The following is an 18,467-nucleotide window of genomic DNA, read 5'->3' as shown; positions in this document are numbered from 1 at the left end:
TGGGGATGCCCCGCGCGGCGCGTTCGGTTTTGGCGGGTTCATGGCGACAATCCCTGTGCCCGTCCGCTGGCTTTGGGCGACAGATTCAGCCACTCTCCGATCGGTTCGGAACGGCGATCCGTCATATTCCGTGAGTTTCGAAGTGTGTCCCCGGCAGGCACCTCCCACCGGGCTAGCGTCCCCGACTTATGGGACACCTGGACCACGCAACCTTCGGCTGGCTGACACCCGTGCTGTCGTACGTGATGGCATCGATCGGCGCCGCCCTCGGACTCCGATGCACCATGCGCGCGCTGCACACCACCGGCCGTTCGCGGCGCAACTGGCTGCTCACCGCGGCATCCGCCCTCGGCACCGGCATCTGGACGATGCACTTCGTCGCCATGCTCGGCTTCGGGGTCACCGGCACCGACATCCGCTACGACGTGGGCCTCACCCTGTTCAGCCTGATCGTGGCCATGGTGGTCGTCGGGATCGGTGTCTTCGCGGTGGGCCACGGCCGTAACCGCGAACGGGCCCTGCTGACCGGCGGTCTCACCACCGGGGTCGGCGTCGCGAGCATGCACTACCTCGGCATGGCCGCCATCCACCTGCACGGTGAGGTCCACTACAACCCCGCCATGATCGCGGTCTCCGTGGTGATCGCGGTCGTCGCCGCCACCGCGGCCCTCTGGGCGGCCCTCAACATCCACACCCCCGGAGCCGTCGCGCTCGCCTCCCTCGTGATGGGCGCCGCCGTCAGTTCCATGCACTACACAGGCATGCTCGCGGTCGGCGTCGAAGTCGCCCCGTCCGCCGCGCCCCTGACCGGGGCCACGGCCACCCAGTTCATCTTCCCGCTCACCGTCGGGCTCGGTTCCTACCTCTTCCTCACCTCGGCGTTCGTCGCGCTCTCTCCCACGGCGCGGGACGCCGGCACCGAGACCGACGCCTACGTGTCCGCGTCGGCCGAACGCGCCCGGCACACCGACCGGCTCACCACGCCAGGCGGCCCCTCCGCGGCGACCACAACCCGCTGACCGCCGCCGTACCCGCCCCCGACCACCCCTTTCCCGACCGGAACGAGGAGGCCATGCGCCCACTCCGTACGACCCAGGCGCCCGGCGCCCAGGACGACCGGCCCATACCCCCGGTACGCGGCCGGCGCGCGCACGCGGGGCCCCCGGCCGACGAGCGCGTCGTGCTCGGCTCCCGGTCGCGGCGCCCGCAGGACCCGTCAGGGCGCCGGCGCACCTGGTCCTTGCGGCCCCGAACCGTACGCGCCAAGGTCCTCGCCCTGCTGATGGTGCCGGTGGTGTCCCTGCTCGCCCTGTGGGGGCTCGCGACCGTCACCACCGCCCAGGAGGTGGCACGGCTGCGCCAGGCGGAGCAGGTGGACACCACGGTGCGCACCCCGGTCCGGCAGGCCGTCGACGCGCTCCAGGCCGAACGGAAGGCGGCGCTCGTCCAGGCGGCGGCACCGGGCGAGGCCGCTGCCGCGGCGCTGCGGAACCGTGCCGCCCGCACCGACGCGGCGCTCGACCGGCTCCGGATGGGCGAGGGCCACACGGTGGCGGACACCGGAAGCCTGCCGGCCGGTCTCGCCACCCGCATGGACGTCTTCCTCTCCCGCGCCGACGGGCTCGGCGCCCTGCGCGGACGCCTCCGCGCCTCCGCGGACGCCGCCGCGAACAGCGACATCGACCGGGACAACGCCTACCTCGCGTACACCGACGCCATCGGCGCCGCCTTCGGGGTGCTCGGAGCGCTCACCGGAGTCCAGGACACCGAAGTCGGCCCCGAGGCGCGCGTCCTGCTCGAACTCGGCAGGGCGGACGAGATGCTGGCCCGCGAGGACGTCCTCCTCGCCGTGGCCGCCCGCACCGGCACGCTCGACGGCCGGGCCCTGCTCCGGTTCACGGGAGCGGTCGAGGCACGGCGCTCCTTCACCGAGACCGCGGCGGCCGACCTGCCTTCCGCCGAACGCGATGCCTGGCAGGACCTCGCCGCGGACAGCACCTACCGCGCCGTGGAGAGCGCCGAGGACGCGGTACTCGCCGCGCGGCCCGGGACCGAGGCCGCCCGTGCGGTGCCGGCCGAAGCCTGGGCCCTGGCGGGCGGCCCCGTCCTCACCCGGTTGCGCGCCGTCGAGGCCGCCGCGGCCGAGCGCGTGGCAGGCCGTTCGGACCCGCTGAGCAGCGGGCTGACGAGCCCCGACGGCGCGGCCGTCCTGTTCGGGTTCGCCGCCGTGGTCGCCGCGCTCGTCATCTCCGTCCGCATCGGCAGCGGGCTCGTCACGGAGCTGGTGAGCCTGCGCGACAGCGCCCTGGCCATCGCCCGCCGCGAACTGCCCCGCGCGATGGAGCGCCTGCGGGCGGGCGAGGAAATCGACGTGAAGGCCGAATCCCCGACGCGCAGACCGTCCCCGGACGAGATCGGCCAGGTCGGCGAGGCACTCGACACCGTGCACCGCGCCGCGCTCAGCGCCGCGGTCGAGCGCGCCGAACTCGCCAGCGGCATCGCCGGAGTCTTCGTCAACCTCGCCCGCCGCAGTCAGGTCCTGGTCCACCGCCAGCTGAACCTCCTGGACGGAATGGAACGGCGCGCCGACGACCCCAACGAGCTCGCCGACCTCTTCCGCCTCGATCACCTGACCACCCGCATGCGCCGGCACGCCGAGAGCCTGATCATCCTGTCCGGTGCCGCCCCCGGGCGGGCCTGGCGCAGGCCCGTACCGCTCACCCAGGTGGTCCGCGCGGCGGTCTCGGAGATCGAGGACTACGCCCGCGTGGAAGTGCGCCGCCTCGCCGACGTCTCCGTGACGGGCGCGGCGGTCGCCGACCTCACCCACCTGCTGGCCGAACTCGTCGAGAACGCCGCCCAGTTCTCGCCCCCGCACACCAAGGTGCGGATCACCGGCGAACCCGTCGGCAACGGGTACGCCATCGAGGTCGAGGACCGGGGCCTCGGTATGGGCGGGGAGCTCCTCGCCCAGGCCAACAAGCGCATCGAGCAGTCCGAGGCGCTCGACCTCTTCGACAGCGACCGGCTCGGGCTCTTCGTGGTGAGCCGCCTCTCCAACCGGCACCGGATCAAGGTGGGGCTCCGCGCCTCGCCGTACGGCGGCACCACCGCCGTGGTCCTGCTGCCGACCGCACTGCTGCACGACGAGGTGCCTCAGAACGCGGAGCCGGGCGCGCTCCCCCCGCACGCGGACCGTTCCCCGCAGGCCGCTCCCACCCCGCAGAACGCCGGTGGCGAGAAGTCCCTCCCGCGCGCGGCGGTCACCGACCGCGCGCACCGGGCGGCCTTCCCGCCGCCCGTCGCGGTCCCCGACCCCGACCCGGGCTCCGGCCCGGACTCCGAGGGGGCCGGGGCGACCGGAGGGCACACCGGCGGAGCGAGGCCCGCCCCGGTCACCGCCCTCCGGCGGCGGCCCCGCACCCCGTCGGCCGGGCGGACACCCGAGCGCGGCCACCCCCGCACCCCGTTCAGGCAGGCGGCGGCCGAACCGCCGGAGCGCGCGCCCCGCGCCGAGGGCGACGACGAGCTCCCCCGGCGCGTCCGGCAGGCGCACCTGGTGCCCCAGCTCCGCCAGGAACAGGCCCGGGCGCCGCAGGAGCAGCGGACCACGGGCGGCGGGGAACCCGCCGGGCGCACACCCGAACAGGTCCGGGACCGCATGACCGCCTACCGGGACGGATGGCGGCGCGGCAGCGGTGACGCACCGGCCCCGGTGGCCGTGCCCCCGCCGCCGACGGCGCCCCCCGCACCGGGCCCGGCGGCCCACCCCATCGACGTAGGAGACCCCGGATGATCGCGAACGGAAGGACGGAATTGAACCACCGCTCGGGCGAACTCGACTGGCTGCTGGACGACCTGGTGAAGCAGGTCGCGGAGGTACGGCATGCCGTCGTCCTCTCCGGCGACGGACTGGCGATCGGCGCCTCCAGCGTGCTCAGCCGTGAGGACGCCGAACACCTGGCCGCCGTCGCCTCCGGCTTCCACAGTCTGGCCAAAGGAGCAGGCCGCCACTTCGGGGCGGGTGGGGTGCGCCAGACCATGGTGGAGATGGACGACGGCTTCCTCTTCGTCGTCGCGGCCGGGGACGGATCCTGCCTGGCCGTGCTGAGTGACGCCGTGGCGGACATCGGCCTGGTCGCGTACGAGATGGCACGCCTCGTCAAACGGGTCGGCGAGCATCTGGGTACGCCGGCACGGCTCGCACAGCCCCCCGCCGCGGGCTGAGGGAGAAGGAGGAACGGTGCGAATGTCCGACGATCCCGACGCGGCGTACGGTGGCAAGGACCTGTACGGGTTCCACGATCCCTACCGGGACCGGGAGATGGGCACCGGCGCGGACGCCCTGCGCGGAAGCCAGTGGTACGACGCGGACGCGGGACCGCTGGTGCGCCCGTACGCCGTCACCGGAGGGCGGACGGAACCGGGCCCGAGCGGGGTGCGGTTCGACCTGATCGCCCTGGTCGTCGTCGACGGCGCGTCCGACCCCGACGCGGAGACGATGCTCGGTCCGGAACACCGGGCGCTGCTCGCCCTGTGCCAGGACGAGACCCAGTCGGTCGCGGAACTGGCCGCCGACGCCGATCTCCCGGTGGGCGTGGTGCGGGTGCTGCTGGGGGACCTGCTGGAGGGCGGTCACGTGTCGGTCTGCCGGCCCGTCCCGCCCGCCCGGTTGCCCGACGAGCGCATCCTGCGCGAGGTCATCGACGGACTGCGGGCGCTCTGACGGCGACACCGGGGAGCCCAGGACTCCCCGGTGGCCCATTGCCCGTCCGGGGACCGGGAGTCCCGGTGGCCCTTTGCGCGTCCGGGAGCCGTGCCGGCGGTCACTTCCGCACCCGGCGGATCTGGCCGAGCTCGTCGTTCATCGTCTCGAGGAAGCGGGCGACCGTGCGCAGTTCCGCCGCGTCGAACTGGCGCCGGGCCGCCTGGGTGCTGTCGGCCAGCGGCCGGAAGAAGTCGCGGGCCACCGCCATCGCCGCGGCGGCGTAGTGCAGGTGCACCACCCTGCGGTCGTTGCCGTCCCGGACGCGCCGGATGTGTCCGGTCCGCTCCAGCCGGTCGAGACAGGCCGTCACCGCGCCCGAGGTCAGGTTCAGCTGCTCCCGCAGCCGTCCGGGTGTCATGGCGGTGCCGGGCTCGCCGTAGTCCGCGTCGAGGATCGCGATGAGCGCCTGCACGTCAGTCGGGTGAAGGTCCTGCGCATGGGCGAATTCGTGTGCGATGCGGTTGAACTCGCTGTTCATCCGCCGCAGCAGCACGGCGAAGCTCTGGAGCCCGGCCGCGTCCTCGTCCGTGCCTCTGTCCGGGCCGCCCTCTGTGCTGCTCATGGGTCCAGGGTAATATCTCTCGATGATTGAGATAGTTGATCGTTGAGAGATATGTTCGGCCGCGTGTCGGGCCGTCGTACGCGCCCCGATCCGGGGAAGGTGTCCCGCCTCGCGGCATCGTCACGTCGTGGCGCTGCCACCTCGTGAGCCACTGTCCCTCTTCGTCCCAACTGTCACCTCGCAAGCCCGTCCCGTCGTTCCGAACGTGTCGACTCCTGGGGAAGCAATGACGTCCGCATCACGGCACCGCACTCTCCGATGGCTGGTGCCCGCAGTACTCGTCCTCGTCTGGCTCGGCATCGGGGGAGTGTTCGGCCCCTACGCGGGGAAACTCGGTGAGGTCTCCACCAACGACCAGGCCGCGTTCCTGCCGCGCAGCGCCGAATCGACCGAAGTCTCCGAGGAGCAGAAGGCCTTCCAGAAGTCCGGCACCGTGCCCGCCATCGTCGTCTGGACCGGCGACGACGGCACGCTCCCGGGCGGCGCGGCCGGGACCGCCACCCGCGCGCTCGCCTCGCTCCGGGGCACGCCCGGCGTCGAGGGAACCCCCACCCCCGCGCTCCCCTCCGAGGACGGCCGGGCGCTCGAAGGCATCGTCCAGCTCGAATCCGGCCTCGGCGACGCCCTGCCCGGCACACTCGACCGGGTGCGCGACGCCGCCCGGTCCGTGCCCGGGACCACCGTCGGCATCGCGGGACCCGCGGCGGCCCAGGCGGACCTCAAGGACGCCTTCGGCGGCATCGACGGTCTGCTCCTCGGCGTGGCCCTCATCGCCGTCCTCGTCATCCTTCTGCTGGTCTACCGCAGCCTGCTGCTGCCCTTCCTGATCATCATCAGCGCCGTGTTCGCCCTGGGGCTCGCCTGCGCGATCGTGTACGTCCTCGCCGACCACGGGGCCGTACGCGTCGACGGGCAGGTGCAGGGCATCCTCTCGATCCTCGTCATCGGCGCCTCCACGGACTACGCGCTGCTGCTCACCGCCCGGTTCAGGGAAGAGCTGACCCGGGGCGGCAGCCGCGCGGCAGCAGCACTCGCCGCCCTCCGGCGCTCGGCCGGAGCGATCACGGCGAGCGCGGCGACCGTGGCCCTCGGGCTTCTCGCGCTGCTGCTCAGCGATCTGACGAACAACCGGGCGCTGGGCCCGGTCGGCGCCATCGGGATCGTCTGCGCCGTGCTCTCCACGCTGACGTTCCTCCCCGCGGTCCTCGTGCTGACCGGCCGCGCCGCCTACTGGCCCGCCAAGCCCCGCCCCGCCGACGCCGCCACGGGCGGCCACGGCATCTGGCGGCGCGTCGCCGCCTTCGTGGACCGCGCCCCCCGCAAGGTCTGGGCCGGCACCTTGCTCGTCCTGGTGGCGTGCGCGCTCTTCGCACCCACGCTGAAGTCGCAGGGCGTGCCGCTGGACGAGACCTTTGTCAACGACGCGCCGTCGGTCTCCGCACAGGCCACGCTCAGCGAGCACTTCCCCGGAGGATCCGGAAACCCCGCCGTGATCATCGCCCGGGCCGACCGCACCGACCAGGTCGTGGCCGCCGCCCGGAGCACCGACGGGATCGCGGCCGTCACCCCGGTCACCGCGTCCGGGCGCCCCGGCGACGGCGCCCCCGTGGTCGTCGACGGGCGGGTACGGATCGACGCCACGCTGAAGGCCGAGGCGGACAGCGACGCCGCCAACGCGACGGTGAAGAGGCTGCGCGAGGCGGTCCACGCCGTTCCCGGCGCCGAGGCCGCCGTCGGGGGGTACTCCGCGCAGCGGCTCGACACCCAGACCACGGCGGCCCAGGACCGCGCGCTGATCGTGCCGGTGGTGCTCGCGATCATCCTGGTCATCCTGATGGCGCTGCTCCGCTCGGTCCTGCTGCCCGTGCTGCTGGTCGCCACCGTGGGGCTCAACTACCTCGCCACACTGGGCGTCTCCGCCCTGGTCTTCCAGCACGTGTTCGGCTTCAGCGGTACGGACGCCTCCGTTCCGCTGTACGGATTCGTCTTCCTCGTCGCCCTCGGCGTGGACTACAACATCTTCCTGATGTCCCGGGTACGGGAGGAGTCGCTGCTGCACGGCACCCGCGAGGGGGTCCTGCGTGGCCTGATCACCACCGGTGGAGTCATCACCTCGGCGGGCGTGGTGCTGGCCGCCACCTTCGCCGCGCTGCTCGTCATCCCCCTGGCCTTCCTGGTGCAGATCGCCTTCATCGTCGCGTTCGGCGTCCTGCTCGACACCCTGGTGGTGCGATCGTTGCTGGTGCCCGCGCTGGTGCTGGACATCGGCCCGGTGTCGTGGTGGCCGAACCGGCGCATGGTGACGGGGCGCCGGGACGCGGAGACGGGCCGGGAGGATACGCGTTCCTGAGCCGCGGCCCCAGGCCGGTCGTGTTGGTACGGACCATTCTGGCCGGAAGGGGCCGTCGTCCTCGGACCCACGTGCTCGATTGACGGCGCCATACGCGCATCGTCCGACCACCTTCCGGCCGCAACGATCAAATTGCGATCGCCTCTCTCGATCGGCCGACCGGTTTGCCATGCTGCTCTGGACCTGACCGGCACCGTGCCGGGATTTACTCGACCGAACCCGAAGGGGTGCGCCCGATCCACCCGGGCGCACCCGAGGGCTCATGGGTGAGAGAAGTGAGCGATGTCCTCCGAGCACGCAGGCGGTGCAGTCCGTGAAGACGGTGACGGGGCGAACGCCGACGGGGGCGCCGCACCGGGAGAGGGCGGTGGCGAGAACACGGCCCTCGCCCTGAAGATCCTGGTCGCCGGAGGATTCGGCGTCGGCAAGACCACCCTGGTCGGAGCCGTCAGCGAGATCCGCCCGCTGCGCACCGAGGAACTGCTCAGCGAGGCCGGACAGGGGGTCGACGACACCGAAGGTGTGGAGCGCAAGACCACGACCACGGTCGCGATGGACTTCGGCCGGATCACCATCCGGTCCGGGCTCTCCCTCTACCTCTTCGGGACGCCGGGACAGGACCGCTTCTGGTTCCTCTGGGACGAGCTGTCACAGGGGGCGCTCGGGGCGGTCGTCCTCGCCGACACCCGGCGGCTGGAGGACTGCTTCCCCGCCGTCGACTACTTCGAGCACCGGCGCATCCCGTTCGTCGTCGCCGTCAACTGCTTCTCCGGGGCTCGCTCCTACGACGAGCAGGACGTGTCGCGCGCGCTCGACCTGGACCCCGGCACGCCCGTCGTCCTGTGCGACGCGCGGGACCGCGCCTCCGGCAAGGAGGTCCTGATCCGGATGGTCGAGTACGCCGGGCGGATGCACACCGCCCGGCTTCTCGACTCCGTGGGGTAGGTCCCGTGACCGGGCCGGGCCACGACGGGGCGGGCCCCCGGCCCGGATCGGGGCGGGCCGGCCCTCAGTCGGCGAGGTCGGCCATCGAGACCACCTTCTCGATCCGTACCCGTACGACCAGTTCGCCCGGGACCGCGTTGCGGCGGCCGTACTCCGCCGCCGCCTCCTCACCCACGTACCGGGCGGCGATCCGCGTCGCCCAGGTCAGCAGCTCGTCGGGGTCCTCGCTGAGCCCGGCCCGCCCCCGGACGACGGCGAACGAGTACGGCGGACGTTCGTCGTCCACGCACAACGCCACCCGGCCGTCCCGCGCGAGGTTGCGCCCCTTCACCGTGTCCCTGCCGGTGTTGAAGACCAGATCCTCCCCGTCCAGCAGGAACCAGACGGGCGCGACGTGGGGACTCCCGTCGGCCCGTACGGTGGACAGCTTGCCGGTGCGGGTCCCGGCGGAGAGGAACGCCCGCCACTCTTCCTCGGTCATGTGGTGTGCCATGGGCCCATCCTGCGCCGCCGGGACGCGAGTGGCGCGAAGCGACGCCCCGGAACCCGTGGGCCGCTTGCCCGCAGCAGAGGTGTGCGCAAGGCTTACGCGCGACGAGGGGTACGGGGAAGTGGCAACGGGGAGGGCACGCATGGCGTTGGACCGGGGACTCGACTGGCTTCTCGACGATCTCACCAGCCGGGTGGAGCACATACAGCACGCCTTGGTGCTCTCGAACGACGGACTGGTGACAGGAGCCAGCACGGGACTCGTCCGGGAGGACGCGGAGCACCTGGCGGCGGTCTCCTCCGGGCTGCACAGCCTGGCGCGCGGCTCGGGCAGACACTTCAAGGCGGGCCGGGCACGGCAGACGATGGTGGAGTTCGAGGAGGCGCTGCTGTTCGTCACCGCCGCCGGGGACGGCAGCTGCCTCTGCGTGCTCACCGCGGCGGAAGCCGACGTCGGTCATGTGGCGTACGAGATGACGCTGTTGGTCAACCGGGTCGGCGAACACCTGGGCGTGGCCGTCCGGCAGGAGGACACCTACCCCTTCTGAGGCCGCGCGGAGACGGAGCCCGCGGGGGAGCGGCGCGCGCTCGACGGCCCGTCCGACCCGTCGGGGAGCGGAACCCAGGCCCTGGCGACCGAGCGCTTCGAGCCAATCTCGGGCCCGCCGGTGCCGACGCGGTCCGGGGACGGCCTGTCCGTCAGGTCCCGGTCGCGTCGGTGCGCCCGTTGTTCTCGGCGGACAGATCGGGCGGCCCGAGATCGCACCACACGGCCTTCCCCTCTCCCCGGGGCTCGATGCCCCACCGGAGGGCGACCGCGTCCAGCAGCAGCAGCCCGCGGCCCGAGGTCGAGGTCTCGCCGGGGGAGCGCCTGCGCGGCCACACGCTGGAGCGGTCCTGGACCGAGAGACGTATCCGGCGTACGGGCTCGGGAAGCACCTCCATCGTGAGCACCGCCCCTCCCTCCGTGTGCAGCAGCACATTGACCAGGAGTTCGCCGGTGACGAGTTCGGCGTCGTCGGCCAGGTCCTCCATGTCCCAGTCGGCCAGCGCCTGCCGGACGATCGAGCGGGCGTCCGAGAGTCCCTCCGGATCGGCCTGGTGGATGTACTGGTGCAGCCGGGGCGCCAGGGAGGACCCCACGTCGGGACTGCGCCGCAGCACCAGCAGAGCGACGTCGTCGCCCGCCCCCCAGCGCTCCCAGAGCCGTTCGGAGAGATGGTCGGCGAGCGCCTGGGCCCCCGGCGGCCCGGTCCGCACCTCCTGCGCCAGCGCCGCCAGCCCGGTGTCGATGTCGGCGCCCGGTTCCTCCACCAGTCCGTCGCTGAAGAGCACGAGGGTCTCGCCCGGTACGAGGTCGAGACGGGTCTCGGGGAACTCCTCGTACCCGAAGTACGACGAGATCCCGAGCGGGAGGCCGCCCCTGACCTGAGGGCTGCGGACCCGTCCGTCGGCGTGCCGGATGAGCGGCTCGAAATGGCCCGCGCGCGCCACGCGCAGGGCGCCCGAGCCCAGATCGATCTGCGCGTAGGTACAGGTCGCGAAGCGGTCAGTGTCCAGTTCGGCGAGAAAGCGCGAGGCCCGGGCCAGCACGGTCGCCGGCGGGTGCCCCTCGGCGGCGTAGGCGCGCAGGGCGATCCGGAGCTGCCCCATGATCGCCGCCGCGTGGGTGTCGTGCCCCTGCACGTCGCCCACCACCAGGCCGTAGCGGCCGTTGGGCAGCGCGATCATGTCGTACCAGTCGCCGCCGACCTGGCGCCCGTTCCGCGCGGCGTGGTAGCGCACCGCGATCTCGCCGCCCTCGACGTCCTGGATCCGCCGGGGCAGCATCGCCGCCTGCAGTCCGGTCGCGAACTCGCGCTCCTCGTCGAACAGCGTCGCCCGCTGCAGGCTCTGCGCGAGGATCGCGGCGAGGCCCAGACAGAGGATCCGCTCGTCCGCGTTGAACGACATGGGCTTGCCGTAGAACATCGCCAGCCCTCCGAGCGAACGCGCCTGGGCGACCAGCGGAAGATAGGCGGCCGAGGAGAAGCCCAGCCGGTCCTCGTAGGGTTCCAGTACCGGATAACGCCGGACCAGGTCGGCGGGGGAGGTGATAAAGCGGGGACGGCCGCTGAGGATGGTGTCGACCATGGGCAGCTTCCGGCCGAGATCGCCCGAGCCCAGTCCGTCGAACGCCTCCAGCGTGTGCCCGCTCGCCACGGCGACGTTCAGCGACGCGTTCTCCACCAGTCCGAGCGTGACCCCGTCGCAACCCAGCCGCGCCGTCCCTCCGGGCCCGGTCAGCGCGGCCGTCACGTCGTCCACGGAGGCGGCACGCGACATGGCGCTGGTCGTCCGTTCGACGATGCTGGTCTGGCGCTGCCGGCGCTTCTCCAGCTCCAGGACGAACTCGGAGTGCGTGACCTCCGCCGTCGCGTCCCGCACCACTCCGACGATCCGGTGGGCCCGGCCGTCGGGGGAACGCAGGATGCGGGCCTGGGCGTGCGTCCACTGGACCTCCCCGCCCGGCATCGGCACCTGGAAGTGCACGCTGTACGCATGCGCGCCACTGGTGACGGCCTCGTCGACGGAGAGGTTCAGGCGCTCGCGCTCCGCGGGTTCCAGCAGGGCGACCAGGGTCCCCGGGCGGCTGGCGTCGAAGGTCTCCGGATCCACTCCGAAGACCATCAGTCCGGCGTCGTCGACGTTCATGGTCCGGGTCTCCAGGTCCCAGTCGAAACTCCCGGTCCGGTTCATCGCCAGCCGCTGGACCGTGTCGATCCCGCTGTCGTGGTCCGGGGCATCCGGAGGCGGCGGCGGGGACGGGTGGTCCACGGACTCGGTGTGATCGCTCATTGCGGCTCCGGAGGTCGTCCGGCGGGGGGCCCTACGGGCTGCGAGGAAAGACCCTGGTCGTCCAATTGTCGAGCCGGTCCGGTGGGAGTGCCACAGGTGCTGGTGGGCCCGCCCGGAACCCCGGTGCCCCGCCCGCGAGCGCACCCGGGCGGCGTCGCAGAATGGCGGGAACCGAACGCCCGCACACCGTGCGGGCGCCGCCGCGGAACCCGTACCGGAGCGCATCCATGACCGACGACGCCCCCGTCCTCCTGCACACCGACGGCCGTGTCCGCCACATCACCCTCAACAGGCCGCGCGTGCTGAACGCCCTCGACCACGCGTCGGTACGCGCCCTCGACGAGGCGCTCGTGGCGGCGGAAGACGACGAGACCGTCGCGGTGGTGGTGGTCTCGGGAGCAGGGACACGTGGTCTGTGCGCGGGCGGCGACATCCGCGCCCTGCACGACGACGCCCGGGCGGGCGGGACCGCGTCCCTCGACTTCTGGCGCGACGAGTACCGGCTCAACGCACGGATCCACCGGTACCGGAAGCCCTACGTCGCCTGCATGGACGGCATCGTGATGGGCGGCGGGGTCGGGATCTCGGCGCACGGAAGCGTACGGATCGTGACCGAACGCTCGCGCGTCGCGATGCCGGAGACGGCCATCGGCTTCGTGCCGGACGTCGGCGGAACCTACCTGCTGTCCCGGGCGCCCGGAGAGCTGGGAACCCACCTCGCGCTCACCGGCCGGTCCGTCGGCGCGGCGGACGCGCTGCTCTGCGGCCTCGCCGACCACCACGTGCTCTCCGGGGACCTGCCCGCCCTCACCGCCGCTCTCGCCGGGTGCACGACGCCCGCCGACGTCGCACGCGCCGTCCGCGGCCACGCCACCGCCCCGGAAGCCGGGGAACTCGACGCCGCCCGCGCGTGGATCGACAACTGCTACACCGCCGACACCGTGGGCGACATCGTGGACCGGCTGCGCGACCACGGGGCTCCCGCCGCGAAGGAGACCGCCGCGACCCTCCTCACCCTGTCACCCACCGCGCTGGCGGTGACCCTGGCCGCCGTACGCCGTGCGCGGGCGGCGGGAAGCCTGGAGGAATCGCTCGACCAGGACTTCCGCGTCTCCACCCGCGCCTTCGCGCACCCCGACTTCGTCGAGGGCGTGCGGGCCAGGATCGTGGACAAGGACTACGCGCCCCGCTGGGTCCCGGCCCGTACCGAGGACGTACGGGAGGCCGACGTGGCCCGGTACTTCGCACCGCTCGGCGCCGGGGAACTCGGACTGGCACCCGGGCCGTGTGCCGAAGGCGGCGCCGCCCGCCCGGAGGACGGGCGGAACCTTCGCAACACGCGTTAGCCGGACCGCGGCCCGACCCCGGCCGGTACCGGCCGGGGCGCGGTGCCTCACGTACGTCGGCGGACCCGCGTGCCGCGCGAGGCGGCGGCGGGGGTCACCGGCTGCTCGCGGACAGGCTGGGCCGCAGCGCCCGTACGAGCGCGAAGAGCCGTTCCTCGTTCCCCGAGAGATCGGCGTCCCGGAGCGCCCGGTCCGCCTCCTCCATCGGCGCGGTGAGCAGCGGCAAATACAACGGCGCTTCCTGCGGTTCGGTGAGCACGGACCGGGTGGCCTCCAGCAGCCTGACGTAAGCCTGGGCAGCGGCGAGCTCGTCCTTCTCCATCTCGGCGTCTCCTGGTCAGAGGTGTCGGGCCATCAGCATCTCCCATGGGTCTGACAACGCCCCGCAACCGCCCTCCCGGCGACACGGACCGGCTCACCGCACGGGCGCCCGCCGGAGACCGGACGGCGGCTCCACCTCCAGGAAGCGGCGCCGCCGCGGCCCCCGGTAGAGCAAGGCCGTCCAGCCCAGCCCGCGCAGGACCCCCGCGCACCGGGTGAGCGACTCCTCCTCGTCCCTCGCGGCGCCGCTGCCCGCCGGGCCCGCCCACTCCACCCGGACCGTGCCGGGCGCGGGGCCCGCGCCGACCAGGTAGCCCGTCGAGGCCCGCAGTCCCGAGGCGTCCACCGCCGACGGCCGGACACCGGCCGCCTCCAGCGCCAGCGCCACGGCGCGCACGGGGCGCAGGAGTTCCCAGGCCGCGGGCACCGACTCGGGGGCGGGATGCTCCGCGTTGGTCAGGCGCCGGATCTGCAACAGGCCCTCGTGCGCGGTGGCCACGGCGGCGGAGCGGGCCGCCGCGGCGGACTCGGGAAGGGGCGGGCCGTCGCCCGTCGCCGGTTCGAAACCCGTGTCCCCAGCGGCCGTCATCCGTCACCCCGTCCCGAAATCCCGCTCCCCGTACGACCAGTGTGCCGTGCCCCACCGACACCCGCGCCGGCGCCGGGGACGGAACGCGGGCCCGGTGCGCACCGCCGACCGGGCGCCGGCGGCGTACCGGTCGTCGAGGGGTCAGGCCGTCAGCACCTTGCCGGGGTTGAGGATGCCGTGCGGGTCCAGGGCGGACTTCACGGCCCGGTGCATGGCGAGCACGGCCGGGCCGATCTCCCTGCCCAGGCCCCCCATCTTCAGCAGGCCCACGCCGTGTTCGCCCGTCACCGTGCCGCCCAGCGCGATCGCGTCGTCCAGGATGTCCTCGAACGCCAGCTGCGCCCTGGCCCGGGCGGCCTCGTCACCGGGCGGCGTGATGATCAGCGGGTGCAGGTTGCCGTCGCCCGCGTGCGCGATGTTGGCCACCAGGATGTCGTGCCGGGCGGCCGTACGCTCGATCCTCGCCAGCATCTTTGGCACCGCCGTCCGGGGCACGCACACGTCCTCGGTGAGCACCGGGCCCAGCCGCTCCAGCGCCGGGTAGGCGAGCCGCCGCGCCTCGAAGAGCGCGTCGGCCTCCTGCTGGTCGGTGGAGACGGCGGCCCAGCTCGCGCCGGCGCGCTCGAAGCACTCCCGTACGAGCTCCGCCTCCGCGTCCCCCTCGGCTCCCGGGGTGTCGACCCTGCCGAGAAGGACCACCTCGGCGTCGGCGGAGAGCCCCATGTTCTTCCACGCGTCGACGGCGGCGAGGCAGTGCCGGTCGACGAGCTCCAGTGCCGAGGGGATGACGCCGGAGGCCGTCACGGCGCTGACCGCCTCGCCCGCCGCCACGACCGAGGAGAAGTACCCCGCGACGGTCCGCTCGGCGGGCCGCCGCGGCCGGAGCCGTACGGTGATCTCCGTGATCACGCCGAGGGTGCCCTCGGAGCCGACCATCAGCCCGGCCAGGTCGTACCCCGCCACGCCCTTGGCGGTGCTCCGCCCCAGCCGGACCGTTTCGCCCAGGCCGTTCACGACCTCCAGGCCGAGCACGTAGTCGCGGGTCACGCCGTACTTCACGCAGCACATGCCGCCGGCGTTGGTGGCCACGTTCCCGCCGATGGTGGACCACGGGGAACTGGCCGGGTCCGGCGGGTACCAGAGGCCGTGCTCCGCGCACGTGGCCCGCAGGTCGTCGTTGACGACGCCCGGCTGGACGACGGCCAGCCGCTCGGCGGGGTCGATGCGCAGCACGGCGTTCATGTCCTCGAAGGAGAGCACGATCGCACCGTCCACCGCGTTGGCCCCGCCCGAGAGTCCCGTACCCGCGCCGCGCGACACCAAGGGGATGCCGTGCTCGACGCAGTGGCGCACCACCGCGCGTACCTCGTCCGTGTTCTGCGGCCTGACCACCGCCCGGGGCATCCCGTACGGAGCCCACTCGGCCTCGTCGTGCTGATACCGGGCCAGACCCGCCGGGTCCGTGAGCACGCGCTGGGCCGGGATCCTGTCGACCGGTGCATTCGTCATCTCGGTGGCCACCTCCTGCAACGATGTATGGGCCACCCATCATGGCGTGCGCGCGTCGGAGGAGGGGAAGCGGACCCGGGAGCCCGCCTCTGCGCAGGACGCGGACCTGTGGAGATTCGCGGTACGGCGCGCCCGCCCCACCGCGCCGTACCGGTCGTCGGCGAAGCGCCGCCGCTCAGGCCCGCCACTGCGCGGTGCGCTCGGGCGAGGCGGCGGCCAGGGCCTCGCGAACGGCCTCGCTGCCGCCCCGGAGGCCGTACACGGGCGTGCCGGGCTGCTGGCGCCACGACTCGTCCAGTGAGCCCGCGTCCACCGTGTCGAACCCCAGTTCGTCGATGAGGTCTCGCACGACCCGCTTCGCGTGATCGTCGTCGCCCGCCACGGGGAGTGCCTGCCGGCCGGGCGCCCCCGGCTCACGACCCCGCTCCAGGATGTCCTGGGCGAACGTGCCGTTGAAGGCCTTGACCACCGGGTGTCCGATCCGGCGTTCCGTCCAGCGGCTCTCGGGCAGGCCGTCCTCGATCTCCTCGATCCGGCCGTCCCGCTGCTGCGGGTAGTAGTTGCCGGTGTCGATGACGACGGCGCCGTCGGCCGCGTGCTCCAGGAAACCGGCGGGCAGGTCCGGCACGGACTTCAGCGGCACGGTCACCACGACGATCCGCGCGCCGCGCGCCGCTTCCGACGCCTTCGCCGCGGTGGCGCCGGTCTCCTGGACGAGTGCTTCGAGGGTCTCCGGGCCGCGCGAATTGGCGACGGTCACTCTATGGCCGAGGGCGGTGAGACGCCGGGTCAGATTGCCGCCGATATGGCCCGCACCAATGATTCCGATCTGCATATGAACCGACCTTTTCAGGGAGAGCTGCACGGCAAAGGGCTTGCCACTCTTCGCCAACCCCCGTGCTCAGCCCGCTATTCCTGCTGAAGAATCGATACTCCCGCCGGAGGGCAAATGGGGCGGGTCCGGTGGGGGCATGTGAACGGACGAGGACGTACCCGCACCTCGCCGGAAGGTGGCCCCATGCTGCACGGAATCGATGTCAGCTCCTACCAGGAGACGTTCGACACGGACGGAGTGGATTTCGTCTTCATCAAGGCGACGGAGGGGCGTTCCTACGTCAATCCCCATCTGGCGGCGCAGGCGAAGAGGGCGCGGGACGCCGGTTGCGTGGTCGGCTTCTACCATTTCCTCTGGCCCGGGAAGGTGGCGGAACAAGTGCGCTTCTTCCTCGCCCGGACGCCGGAGAAGTCCGGAGACCTGCTCGTCGTGGACTGGGAGCGGACCGGAGACGGCACCCGGGCGAGCAATGCCGAAAAGGACAAGTTCCTCCGCGAGTTGAAACGGCTCCGTCCGGACCACCGGGCACTGCTCTACTGCGGTCGTTCCTTCTGGCTCGACGTCGACAGGACCTCGTACGCCGGCGACGGCCTCTGGATCGCGGACTACGTCGAACCCGGAGAGCCCCGCATCCAGGCGGACTGGCTCATCCACCAGTACACGGACCGTCCGATCGACAAGAACGTCGCGGACTTCGCCTCACCCGCCGAGCTGCGCGACTGGGCCGGGGGATAGGCCGTCTCCGCGGAAGCCTTCGCGCGATACGGGGATCCACCGCTCGCGCGGTACCGCACCGGCCGGACATCGCCCAGGTGATTTAGTATGTTTTGTGGCACATGTCCGATCCGGTGGGGTGGTGGCTCCGATGCCCCCGACCCGCCCGGTGAACGGAGGAATGCCCGTGAAAGCCGCCGTGGTCCGCAGTTTCACCGAACCCCTGACCGTCGAGGAGAGGCCCGTCCCGACCCCCGCGCCGCACCAGGTGCTGGTACGGATGGAGACCTCCGGCCTCTGCCACACCGACATCCACGCGGCCAGGGGAGACTGGCCCGTCAAACCGGAGCCCCCCTTCGTGCCCGGCCACGAGGGCATCGGCGTGGTGGAGGCCGTCGGAGACCAGGTGGATCACCTCTCGCCGGGGGACAGGGTGGCGATCCCCTGGCTCGGCGAGGCGTGCGGCCACTGCGACCACTGCGTGTCCGGCTGGGAGACCCTCTGCCTGGAGCAGCGCAACAGCGGTTACTCCGTCGACGGCAGCCACACCGAGTACACCGTGGCCCACGGCACCTACGTGGTGCCGGTGCCCGAGGGGATCGACCCCCTCGACGCGGCCCCGCTGACCTGTGCGGGGGTGACCACGTACAAGGCCGTGAAGCTCTCGGGCGCCCGGCCCGGCGCGCGCGTCCTCGTCTCCGGCATCGGGGGCCTCGGCCACCTCGCCCTCCAGTACGCCCGGATCTTCGGCGCGGAGACCGTCGCCGTCGACGTCACCGACGAGAAGCTGGCGCTCGCCCGGGACCTCGGCGCGGACCACGTCATCGACGCCCGCACCCAGGACGTCGCCGAGGAGACCCAGAAGCTGGGCGGCGCCGACGCGGCCATCTCCCTGGCCGTCAGCAACGAGTCCTTCTCCGCCGCGTACGGATCGCTCCGCCGGGGCGGGACGCTGGTGCTCGTCGCGCTGCCCGCCGAGGGCACCCTCGCGCTGCCGGTCTTCGACACCGTCCTGAACGGGATCACGGTCGTCGGCTCCATCGTCGGCACCCGCGAGGATCTGGCGGAGGTCTTCCGGCTGCACCGCCTCGGCCGCACCCGGGTCGTCCGCGAGACCCGCACGCTCGACGACATCAACACCTCGATCGGCGAAGTGCTGGACGGGACGGTGTCCGGCCGCCTCGTCTTCGATCTCCGCTGA

Annotated in this window: 17 protein-coding genes; 10 read left to right on the top strand and 7 right to left on the bottom strand. The window is 72.8% G+C overall.

The annotated features are described in order from the left end of the window. Positions 1–188 precede the first annotated feature (188 nt). The 4 genes from ACFWEE_RS05440 to ACFWEE_RS05425 all read left to right on the top strand — a co-directional run bounded on the left by ACFWEE_RS05440 (position 189) and on the right by ACFWEE_RS05425 (position 4,726). On the top strand, positions 189–1,019 hold the full coding sequence (locus ACFWEE_RS05440; RefSeq protein WP_386886575.1) for an MHYT domain-containing protein: 831 nt from the start codon (positions 189–191) through the stop codon (positions 1,017–1,019). Between the two features lie 53 nt (positions 1,020–1,072). After that, positions 1,073–3,796, top strand: coding sequence for a nitrate- and nitrite sensing domain-containing protein (locus ACFWEE_RS05435; protein ID WP_386886573.1), 2,724 nt, complete (start codon positions 1,073–1,075; stop codon positions 3,794–3,796). Continuing rightward, entirely contained in the window at positions 3,793–4,227 is a 435-nt protein-coding gene (locus ACFWEE_RS05430; RefSeq protein WP_386886571.1) for a roadblock/LC7 domain-containing protein, read from the top strand. Before ACFWEE_RS05435 ends, ACFWEE_RS05430 begins: the two co-directional genes overlap by 4 nt. A 97-nt stretch (positions 4,228–4,324) precedes the next feature. After that, a complete protein-coding gene (locus tag ACFWEE_RS05425) occupies positions 4,325–4,726 on the top strand; it encodes a DUF742 domain-containing protein (protein ID WP_386886778.1) in 402 nt (133 codons plus the stop codon). Between the two features lie 100 nt (positions 4,727–4,826). On the opposite strand, the gene ACFWEE_RS05420 is transcribed toward ACFWEE_RS05425, so the two are convergent. Then, positions 4,827–5,330, bottom strand: a complete 504-nt coding sequence (locus ACFWEE_RS05420) for a MarR family winged helix-turn-helix transcriptional regulator (RefSeq protein WP_386886569.1) — start codon at positions 5,328–5,330, stop codon at positions 4,827–4,829. A 226-nt stretch (positions 5,331–5,556) separates the two neighbouring features. Between ACFWEE_RS05420 and ACFWEE_RS05415 the strand changes: the two genes are divergently transcribed. Together ACFWEE_RS05415 and ACFWEE_RS05410 are read left to right on the top strand one after the other, a co-directional pair. Continuing rightward, positions 5,557–7,680 (top strand): MMPL family transporter, encoded by a 2,124-nt coding sequence (locus tag ACFWEE_RS05415; protein WP_386886567.1) that lies wholly within the window; start codon positions 5,557–5,559, stop codon positions 7,678–7,680. A 282-nt stretch (positions 7,681–7,962) separates the two neighbouring features. Continuing rightward, on the top strand, positions 7,963–8,625 hold the full coding sequence (locus ACFWEE_RS05410; RefSeq protein WP_386886566.1) for an ATP/GTP-binding protein: 663 nt from the start codon (positions 7,963–7,965) through the stop codon (positions 8,623–8,625). Between the two features lie 64 nt (positions 8,626–8,689). On the opposite strand, the gene ACFWEE_RS05405 is transcribed toward ACFWEE_RS05410, so the two are convergent. Then, positions 8,690–9,118: a PPOX class F420-dependent oxidoreductase gene (locus tag ACFWEE_RS05405; protein ID WP_386886564.1), complete on the bottom strand. Its 429-nt coding sequence runs from the start codon at positions 9,116–9,118 to the stop codon at positions 8,690–8,692. 139 nt (positions 9,119–9,257) lie between these two features. Here ACFWEE_RS05405 and ACFWEE_RS05400 point away from each other — a divergent pair, with 139 nt between their 5' ends. Then, the gene (locus ACFWEE_RS05400) at positions 9,258–9,662 is read left to right on the top strand and encodes a roadblock/LC7 domain-containing protein (protein ID WP_327179837.1); all 405 of its coding nucleotides are present in this window, start codon (positions 9,258–9,260) and stop codon (positions 9,660–9,662) included. 151 nt (positions 9,663–9,813) lie between these two features. On the opposite strand, the gene ACFWEE_RS05395 is transcribed toward ACFWEE_RS05400, so the two are convergent. Next, on the bottom strand, positions 9,814–11,952 hold the full coding sequence (locus ACFWEE_RS05395) for a SpoIIE family protein phosphatase (RefSeq protein WP_386886562.1): 2,139 nt from the start codon (positions 11,950–11,952) through the stop codon (positions 9,814–9,816). A gap of 227 nt (positions 11,953–12,179) precedes the next feature. Between ACFWEE_RS05395 and ACFWEE_RS05390 the strand changes: the two genes are divergently transcribed. Next, positions 12,180–13,298, top strand: coding sequence for an enoyl-CoA hydratase/isomerase family protein (locus ACFWEE_RS05390; protein WP_386886560.1), 1,119 nt, complete (start codon positions 12,180–12,182; stop codon positions 13,296–13,298). Between the two features lie 94 nt (positions 13,299–13,392). Here the strand turns inward: ACFWEE_RS05390 and ACFWEE_RS05385 are convergent, their stop codons facing one another. The 4 genes from ACFWEE_RS05385 to ACFWEE_RS05370 form a co-directional block, all read right to left on the bottom strand. Next, on the bottom strand, positions 13,393–13,620 hold the full coding sequence (locus ACFWEE_RS05385) for a hypothetical protein (RefSeq protein WP_327179840.1): 228 nt from the start codon (positions 13,618–13,620) through the stop codon (positions 13,393–13,395). Positions 13,621–13,713: 93 nt separating this feature from the next. After that, entirely contained in the window at positions 13,714–14,208 is a 495-nt protein-coding gene (locus ACFWEE_RS05380) for a hypothetical protein (RefSeq protein ID WP_386886558.1), read from the bottom strand. Positions 14,209–14,349: 141 nt separating this feature from the next. After that, complete coding sequence (locus ACFWEE_RS05375) at positions 14,350–15,717, bottom strand: FAD-binding oxidoreductase (RefSeq protein WP_386886557.1); 1,368 nt, start codon at positions 15,715–15,717, stop codon at positions 14,350–14,352. Between the two features lie 175 nt (positions 15,718–15,892). Further along, positions 15,893–16,552, bottom strand: coding sequence for an NADPH-dependent F420 reductase (locus ACFWEE_RS05370; protein WP_386886555.1), 660 nt, complete (start codon positions 16,550–16,552; stop codon positions 15,893–15,895). A 183-nt stretch (positions 16,553–16,735) separates the two neighbouring features. Here ACFWEE_RS05370 and ACFWEE_RS05365 point away from each other — a divergent pair, with 183 nt between their 5' ends. Then, positions 16,736–17,287 carry a glycoside hydrolase family 25 protein gene (locus ACFWEE_RS05365; RefSeq protein WP_386886553.1) on the top strand — a complete coding sequence of 184 codons (552 nt, stop codon included), beginning with the start codon at positions 16,736–16,738 and terminating at the stop codon, positions 17,285–17,287. 166 nt (positions 17,288–17,453) lie between these two features. Beyond that, positions 17,454–18,467, top strand: coding sequence for an alcohol dehydrogenase AdhP (adhP, locus tag ACFWEE_RS05360; RefSeq protein WP_386886552.1), 1,014 nt, complete (start codon positions 17,454–17,456; stop codon positions 18,465–18,467).

The organism is Streptomyces sp. NPDC060184 (genome assembly GCF_042728795.1).
Classification (GTDB): Bacteria; Actinomycetota; Actinomycetes; order Streptomycetales; family Streptomycetaceae; genus Streptomyces.
The sequence above is the reverse complement of the archived record's forward strand: the minus strand, read 5'-3'. Positions and strand labels throughout refer to the sequence as shown.